Source organism: Caulobacter sp. P1_B12_2 (assembly GCF_056406675.1).
Map to the genome: position 1 here is coordinate 1 of NZ_JBFTZS010000188.1, position 8245 is coordinate 8245.

General features: G+C 69.5%; 7 protein-coding genes. 4 read left to right on the top strand and 3 right to left on the bottom strand.

Going from position 1 to position 8245, the window contains the following annotated elements:
* Positions 1 to 301: hypothetical protein (locus AC1DZ6_RS13220; protein ID WP_477097630.1), on the bottom strand; the 301-nt coding region annotated here is incomplete at its 3' end.
* 743 nt (positions 302 to 1044) lie between these two features.
* Between AC1DZ6_RS13220 and AC1DZ6_RS13225 the strand changes: the two genes are divergently transcribed.
* The 4 genes from AC1DZ6_RS13225 to AC1DZ6_RS13240 all read left to right on the top strand — a co-directional run bounded on the left by AC1DZ6_RS13225 (position 1045) and on the right by AC1DZ6_RS13240 (position 7269).
* Positions 1045 to 1509: a MarR family winged helix-turn-helix transcriptional regulator gene (locus tag AC1DZ6_RS13225; RefSeq protein WP_477097631.1), complete on the top strand. Its 465-nt coding sequence runs from the start codon at positions 1045 to 1047 to the stop codon at positions 1507 to 1509.
* A gap of 62 nt (positions 1510 to 1571) precedes the next feature.
* Entirely contained in the window at positions 1572 to 3077 is a 1506-nt protein-coding gene (locus tag AC1DZ6_RS13230; RefSeq protein ID WP_477097632.1) for an efflux transporter outer membrane subunit, read from the top strand.
* Positions 3074 to 4147 (top strand): efflux RND transporter periplasmic adaptor subunit, encoded by a 1074-nt coding sequence (locus AC1DZ6_RS13235; RefSeq protein WP_477097633.1) that lies wholly within the window; start codon positions 3074 to 3076, stop codon positions 4145 to 4147. The genes AC1DZ6_RS13230 and AC1DZ6_RS13235 overlap by 4 nt, the downstream gene beginning before the upstream one ends.
* Positions 4147 to 7269, top strand: a complete 3123-nt coding sequence (locus tag AC1DZ6_RS13240; protein WP_477097634.1) for an efflux RND transporter permease subunit — start codon at positions 4147 to 4149, stop codon at positions 7267 to 7269. The genes AC1DZ6_RS13235 and AC1DZ6_RS13240 overlap by 1 nt, the downstream gene beginning before the upstream one ends.
* A 39-nt stretch (positions 7270 to 7308) precedes the next feature.
* Here the strand turns inward: AC1DZ6_RS13240 and AC1DZ6_RS13245 are convergent, their stop codons facing one another.
* Both AC1DZ6_RS13245 and AC1DZ6_RS13250 read right to left on the bottom strand, forming a co-directional pair.
* The gene (locus tag AC1DZ6_RS13245) at positions 7309 to 7791 is read right to left on the bottom strand and encodes a thermonuclease family protein (RefSeq protein WP_477097635.1); all 483 of its coding nucleotides are present in this window, start codon (positions 7789 to 7791) and stop codon (positions 7309 to 7311) included.
* Positions 7792 to 8080: 289 nt separating this feature from the next.
* Positions 8081 to 8245, bottom strand: a 165-nt coding sequence (locus AC1DZ6_RS13250) for an EF-Tu C-terminal domain-related protein (RefSeq protein WP_477097636.1), incomplete at its 5' end; no start/stop codon positions are given.

The window sequence follows — 8245 nt, forward strand, 5'->3', positions numbered from 1 at the left end:
ACTGGTTGGTGTCGCCCAGCACGYCGTTCGAGACCGGCAGCGCCTTGAGCATTTCCACCGTCGAGGGCGAACCCTGCTTCTGCAGATCCTCCAGGCCGATCACGTCGACCGGCAGCGAGGCGTCCTCCGGCGTGCCCCGGATGAACGAGCCGGTGACGATGACTTCTTCCACCATGACCGGTCCCTGGTCATTCGATGGTCTGGTCTGGGCGTGAGCGGCGCCGGCCGCCCCGCAAAAGATGAGCGCGCCCCACATAAGGGTCTGGGCCGAGGCCCCGCGCAGGAACATCGCTTTCTTCATGGTCTTCCCTCCCGTGCTGCTTTTTTTGAACGCAGGTCTCTTGGGCTCTGGGAAATCTAGTCGGCGGCGCGTCTCGCGCGTCGGCCGGCGCGCGTGACGGCCTTCGCCGCCACGTCGCCGCACGGGCGCGTTTCGAAAATTGAAGATGCGTGTTCGCGAGCCGACAACCGCGGGATCCCCCAAGGCCAGGTACTGGAAACGCTTGACTGAAAGCCCGCCATCCGCGCGGACGGACGCCCAACTCCGGGAGTCGAACATCTGTTTCGATGATGCGGTATGTTTTGACGCCGCGTCAACCGCGCATCGGCGCCGGGCCTCTTGCGCGCGCCGAACCGTCCGTGCGGCCCAAGCCCGCGAAATCGTCGCCGGCCGGTGTCGCAAAGCGCGACCGTCGTTCGTCATTCTCCTGAAGGCCGACGCGCGATTGCCCGCGAGGCGCCGCGTGTCACCAACTGTCAGCATGAGACAATGCGATGCCGCCCCGCCCTTTCATCCCGCCCCTCGCATCCCCAATTGAGCGAACGACGATCGGTCGCGCTAGTCGGGCGGCCCAGGTCTCGGGGGCATGGCGATGACGGTCCTGGCGGCCAGGCGCGACACGCGTGCTCAGAGGCGCTCGATCATATCGCTAAGCGATTTGACTATTAAATCATTTAACAATATGGATCGCGTCCATGACGACAGACGATCCCGGTTCAGCGCGAGGCGCCCCTTCGGAGCGAGGGACATGGCGCACGTCGCACGTGCCCAGCGACCCGATCGGTCAGCGGCTGAAGACCATCTCGATGCTGACGCGCCAGATCGGCCGCAAGATCGGCGAGAGCCTGGGCGTCAACGTCACCGACATGGCCGCGCTGGAGCAGCTTCTGAACAACGGCCCGATGACTCCCGGTCAGCTGGCCGAGCATCTGAAAGTCACGACCGCCGCCGCCACCCAGATCGTCGATCGCCTGGAGCGCGCCGGCCATGTCGCGCGGGAGCGGCGGGCCCAGGACCGGCGCAAGGTCTGCGTCGTGCCCGTGGAGGCCTCGATCGATCGGGCCTTCGCGCAACTGGCGCCGATGATCGACGGGCTGGACGGCGTCATCGCCGGCCTGGCCCCCGCCGAGCGGGCGGTCATCGAGCGCTTCCTGGATCAGGTGGTCGATGTCTACGGCGCCGTCGCCAGCCTTCCGCCGTCGTCGGGTCCTGAACCCCACTGCTGTTGAAATAACCCCGACCGTCCTCCCCCTCCGGTCACGCCTGCAGGTGTTTGTTGATGAGTGAAATCATGACCGGAGAGCGCAGGCGCCCTCGGCCATTCCGATCCGGAACCTCGCTCCTGGCCCTGGGCCTGGCGGGCCTGGCCATGGCCGGTTGCGTGAACACGCCGCGTCCGACGCCGAACATCCAGCTGCCGGCCGCCTTCGAGGCGCCCGCCGGCTCGGCCCAGGCGGACCTGGACCACTGGTGGACCAGCTTCAACGATCCGCAGCTGACCAGCCTGATCGAGACGGCGCTGGAAAAGGCCCCCGACGCCCGCACCGCCGCGGCGCGGCTGGAAGAGGCGCGCGCCGTCCGCAAAGGCCAGGTGCGCCAGATCTACATCCCAGGCACGCCGCTGACCGGCAGCGCCAGCAAGACCCACACCGAGATCCTCGACAGCAGCGGCGCCGCCGGCTTCACCCAGGGCGGCGACAGCGAGAGCTACGCGGCCAACTTCGACGTCTCCTGGGAGCTGGACCTGTTCGGCCGCAAGCGCGCCGGCCTGGGCGTGGTCAACAACGACCTGGCCGCGGCCCGCTTCGCCTATGAAGGCGCCCGCGCCTCGCTGGCCGCCAATGTCGCCCAGTCCTATTTCGAAGCGCGCGGCCTGGCCGTGCAACTGGACGACGCCCGCCAGACCGAGCGCATCAACGGCTCGATGCGCGACTTCGCGACCAAGAAGGCCAATGCCGGCCTGATCGCCACGTCCGAGGCCGACCGCGCCGAGGCCGACCTGGCCGACACCCAGGCCCGGGTCGCCAACCTGGACGCCCAGCTGGGCGTGGCGCGCCGCAGCCTGCTGATCCTGGTCGGACGCGGCGTCGATCCCCTGGCCAGCCTGCCGGTCGACGCCCAACTGGACCTGGCCCCGCCCGTGCCCGCCACGATCCCCGGCGAGCTGCTGGGCCGTCGTCCGGACGTGCGCGAAGCCCAGGCCCACCTGGCCTCGGCCTCCGGCACGCTGAAGATCAACGAGCTGGCGCTGCTGCCCACCTTCAACATCACGCCCGGCGTGGGACTGTCCAAGAGCGTCCAGCCTTCGTTCCCGTTCGCGGGGGGCRGTGGAGGCGGCAAGACCTCGACCTCCAGTTCGGCCTGGACGATCGGCGCCAACGTCTCGGTCCCCGTGCTGAACATCCCGGCCCTGCTGGCCGACATCGACGCCCAGGACGCCCGCACCCAGCAGGCGGCCATCGCCTACGAAAAGGCGGTGCAGACCGCCTATGGCGAGGCCGAGAACGCCATGCTGCAGCTGGCCGCCGACCAGCGCCGCGTCGCCCTGCTGACCGCCGGCGTGGCCCGGGCCGAACGCGCCTACCAGGCCAATCGCAAGGGCTACGGCCTGGGCCTGATCGACCTGACCACCACCCTGCAGGCCGAACAGTCCTGGCGCCTGTCGCGCGCCGCCCTGACCAGCGCCCGGACCGACGCCCTGCTGCACGCCGTCCAGACGTACAAGGCGCTCGGCGGCGGCTGGTCGCCCAATCTCGCCGAAAATGGCGCCGCCCCGACCCAAGTTTCCTCGAAATGAGACCCTCCCCCATGACGACCCGCGCCGCGCTCGCCGCCATGATCCTGATCGCCTCGACGGGCCTGACCGCCTGCGGCGACAAGAAGGACAAACCCGCCGACAAGGCTCCCGCCGCCCAGGCCCGCACGGTCAGCGTCGGCTCCGTCGAGACCCGGCCGCTGGGCGGCGGGGTCGAGGCGTCGGGCCTGCTGGTCTCGCGCGAGGAGGCCGCCGTCGGCTCCGAGCTGAGCGGCTACCGCGTCGCCCGCCTCTATGCCGACGAGGGCGACTATGTCCGGGCCGGCCAGCCCCTGGCCCAGCTGGACGACACCCTGCTGCGGGCCCAGGTCGAGCAGCAGGCCGCCGTCACCGCCCAGTCCCAGGCCGAGGCCAAGCGCGTCGCCGGGCTGGACGGCCAGGGCGTGCTCAGCCAGGAGCAGATCGAGACCCGCCGCTACCAGGCCAAGGCCCAGGAAGCCGCGCTGAAGGAGATCCGCACCCGCGCCTCGCGCATGACCATCACCTCGCCGGTCAGCGGCCGGGTCCTGCAGCGCGGCGTGCAGCCGGGCCAGATCGCCGGCGGCGGAACCACGCCCTGGTTCACCATCGCCCGCGACGGCCTGGTCGAGCTGGACGCCGAGGTCAATGAAGCCGACCTGGCGGGGATCCGCGCCGGCCAGTCGGCCCAGGTCAGCCTGCCCGGCGGCCAGTCGGTGTCGGGCGTCGTACGCCTGGTCAGCCCGCGGGTCGACAGCGCCAGCCGCCTGGGCAAGGTGCGCGTGCGCCTGCCCGTTCGCTCCGACCTGCGGCCCGGCGGCTTCGGCCGCGCCACCTTCGGCGCCTCGGGCGCCTCGGTGACCGCCATCCCTGAATCGGCCATTCGCTACGAGGCCGACGGCCTGTTCGTGATGACCGTCGACAGCAACAACCGCGCCCACCAGGTGGCCGTGAAGATCGGCCAGAAGGGCGGCGGCTGGGCTCAGCTTGTCCAGGGCCCGCCGGCCGGGACCCGCGTGGTGCTGGGCGGCGCGTCGTTCGTCACCGACGGCGACGTCATCCGTCCCTCCACCACCCAGCAGGCCGCCCGCTGATGGCTAGCGAACAGAAGAGTGGCGAACTGAAGATCTCCGCCTGGGCGATCAAGAACCCGATCCCGGTCGCGGTTCTGTTCATCGCCCTGATCATCGCCGGCATCGGCTGCTACCTGTCCCTGCCGATCAAGCAGTTCCCCAATGTCGAGTTCCCCTCGGTGTCGGTGACGGTCACCCAGAGCGGCGCCGCGCCCGGCGAGATGGAGACCCAGGTCACGCGCCCGATCGAGGACGCGGTGGCCAGCATCTCCAACGTCAAGACCATCACCTCGTCGGTGGTCCAGGGCGCCTCGACCACGACGATCCAGTTCAACCTCGGCGAAGACCTGCAGAAGGTCACCGACGAGGTGCGCTCCAAGGTCGACCAGACCCGCTCGCTCCTGCCCAAGGAGGTCGACGAGCCGATCGTCCAGCGCCTGGAGATCACCAGCGCCCCGATCATCACCTACGCGGTCTCGGCCCCGAACATGAGCGCGACCGAGCTGTCGTGGTTCATCGACGACACCGTCACCCGCGCCCTGCAGGGCGAAAAGGGCGTGGCCCAGGTGTCCCGCGTCGGCGGCATCGACCGCGAGATCAATGTGGTCATCGACCCCGACCGCATGGCCTCGTTCGGCGTCACCGCCCCGCAACTGAACCAGGCCCTGGCCAGCTTCAGCGTCGACGCCCCCGGCGGCCGCGCCAAGATCGGCGGCCGCGAGCAGACCCTGCGCGTGCTGGGCGCGGCCACCACGGTCGAGCAGCTGCGCAACATCACCATCCCGATCGCCGGCGGCCGCTATGTGAAGCTGACCGACGTGGCCCAGGTCGGCCAGGGCTCCGAGGAGGAGCGCGGCTTCGCCCGTCTGGACGGCAAGCCCGTCGTCGCCTTCCAGGTGATGAAGACCCGCGACTCCAGCGACGTCGCCGTCGAGGACAACATCAAGCAAGCTATCGAAGGGATGGAGGCCAAGCAGCCTGGCGTGTCGTTCGTGAAGATCTTCTCGACCGTCGATGAGACCCGCGCCAGCTTCGCCGCCACCGAGCACACCCTTCTGGAAGGCATGCTGCTGGCGTCCTTGGTGGTGTTCCTGTTCCTGCGCGAATGGCGGGCCACCCTGATCACCGCCATCGCCATGCCGGTGTCGCTGATCCCGACCTTCGCCTTCATGTCGATCATGGGCTTCTCGCTCAACGTCGTGACGCTGCTGGCCCTGACCCTGGTCATCGGCATCCTGGTCGACGACGCCGTGGTCGAGATCGAGAACATCGAGAAGCGCGTCGCCCGCGGCCAGAGGCCGTTCCAGGCGGCGATGGAGGGCGCCGACGCCATCGGCCTGGCCGTCGTGGCCACCACCTTCACCATCGTCGCGGTGTTCGTGCCGGTGTCCTACATGCCCGGCACGCCCGGCCAGTTCTTCAAGGAGTTCGGCCTGACCGTCGCGGTGGCGGTGCTGTTCTCGCTGGTCGTCGCCCGCCTGCTGACGCCGCTGCTGGCCGCCTACTTCCTCAAGCCGGTCGAACACGCCCATGAACGTCCCGCGTTCAAGGGCTTCTATCGCAACGTGCTGGACTGGTCGCTGGACCACCGTTTCCTGGCCATCGTCATCGGCACGGTGATCCTGGTCGGCTCGTTCGGCCTGGTGAAGTTCATCCCCACCGCCTTCCAGCCGGCCGGCAACGCCAACTTCTACTATCTGAAGGTCCAGGGCCCGCCCGGCGCCACCACGGCCGACATGGAGAACACCGTCCAGGCCGTGACCCGCATGTTCAAGGCCCGCCCGGAGACCGCCCACGTCTTCGCCCAGGTCGGCTCGAACATCGGCAGCGGCTTCGGCGGCGTGGCCGGCTCGGACATCCGCGACGCCACCATCACCATCGTCCTGAACGGCAAGCGCGACCTGACGGTGACGGAGATCAAGCAGGTGGTCCGCAACGGCCTGCACGACATCCCCGACGCCCGCGTCAACCTGTTGGGCGACTGGGGCACCTCCGAGGTCCAGACCATCCTGATCTCCGACGACGGTCCGCTGCTGGAGCGCACCGCCGCCCAGATCGAGCGCGAGATGCAGTCGCTGAGCACGGTGGCCGATCCGCGTCCGTCGTCTCCGCCCAGCGGTCCCGAGATCATCATCCGACCCAAGCCCGACGAGGCCGCCCGCCTGGGCGTCAGCGCCGCCGACATCGCCGCCATCGCCCGCGTGGCCACGGTCGGCGACATTGACGCCAACGTCGCCAAGATGACCCAGGGCGAGCGGCGGATCCCGATCCGCGTGCGCCTGCCGGCCGAGACCCGCGCCGACCTGGGCGCCCTGGGCGCCCTGCGCATCCCCACGGCCGGCGGCGGCACGACCCGGCTCGACACCGTCGCCGACCTGTCGTTCCAGGCCGGCCCGGCCAAGATCGACCGCTTCGGCCGCAAGCGTCAGGTGACCATCGAAGCCGACCTCAACAACGGCGCCCAGCTGGGCCAGGCGATGAGCGACGTGGGCGGTCTGCCGACCATGAAGAAACTGCCGCCCGGCGTCGGCCCCGCCACGGCCGGCGACCAGGAGGCGTTCGTCGAGCTGTTCACCGGCTTCGCGGTCGCCCTGCTGTCGGCGGTGGGCCTGGTGTTTGGGGTGCTGGTGCTGCTGTTCCGCAGCTTCTTCAAGCCGATCACCATCCTGTCGGCCCTGCCCCTGGCCATCGGCGGCGCCTTCCTGGCCCTGCTGGTCACCGGCCAGTCGCTGTCGATGCCGTCGCTGATCGGCTTCCTGATGCTGATGGGCCTGGCGGCCAAGAACTCGATCCTGCTGGTCGAATACGCCATCGAGCAGGAACGGGCCGGCATGAGCCAGCGTGACGCGATCATCGACGCCTGCCACGAGCGGGCCCGGCCGATCGTCATGACCACCCTGGCGATGATGGCCGGCATGCTGCCCACGGCGCTGGGCATCGGCACCGGCTCGGAGTTCCGCCAGCCGATGGCCGTGGCGGTGATCGGCGGGCTGATCACCTCGACCGTGCTGTCGCTGGTGCTGGTGCCGGTGGTCTACGAGATCGTCGACGACGTCGAACGCTGGCTGACCCCCAAGCTCTCGCGCATGACCACGCCGCGCGAGGCCAACGGGGCGACCGTTTCGCCGGTCGATCGTCTCTAGGACGCCTTCGGCGGCCGCCCCCGGGGTGGTCGCCGAACCCTAGTCGAGCAGGGAGCTGACCGCCGGGGCGCCGGCGGCCTTGCCGCTGATCGGCTCGCACCAGGCGAAGCGGCCGTTCAGGCCGTCCGTGCGCCGCGCCGCCAGGCCGTTCTCGAACATCTCCTGCCCAAGGTCGACGCCGTCCAGCTTGACGACGGCCAGTTGGCGATGGAACTCGTCGAAGCCCGCCGCCGGCTCGACGGCGATCTCGCGGGCTTCCCGGATCTTTGTCCGCACCCAGGCCAGGGTGGTCTGGGCGGCGGTGGCCTCGGCCCAGCAGCGGGCGTCGGGCACGCCCTGCGGCGCATAGGCGTTGGCCAGGCGCAGGTGCACGCCGTCGATGACCAGGGCGTCGGCGCTCAGCACCCGCACGCGGTCGCCCAGGCCGGGCGGCGGCAAAATCGACGAAGGCAGGTCCGGCGTTCGCTTGCAGGCGGCCAGGCCGACCACGAGCGACAGGACGATGAGGCTGTTGCGGATCAAGAGTTCACCCCGATTTCGACGGCAGGATAACGTGTTGTCCGAAAGCCGGAAACCGCTAAGCCCGCTCGCCCCGGCGCGGTGAGCACTTGCCCCCTACGAGTCGCTTCGCGACCGTCTTCCCCCACAGGGGGAAGAGGAACCGTACCCGCGTCCTCCGCCCCCTATGGGGGCGGACAGACCGCGAAGCGGTCAGGTGGGGGCAAGTGAAGTGAGCCACCCAAGCAAAAGGCCCCGGAGATTGCTCTCCGGGGCCTTCGCTTGGATCAGCTGTGTGCTGAGAAAGTCGAGACTACTCGACGATCTTTGCCACGACGCCGGCGCCGACCGTGCGGCCGCCTTCGCGGATGGCGAAGCGCAGGCCTTGGTCCATGGCGATCGGGGTGATCAGCTCGACGTCCAGCTCGGCGTTGTCGCCCGGCATGATCATTTCCACGCCTTCGCGCAGCTTGATGAT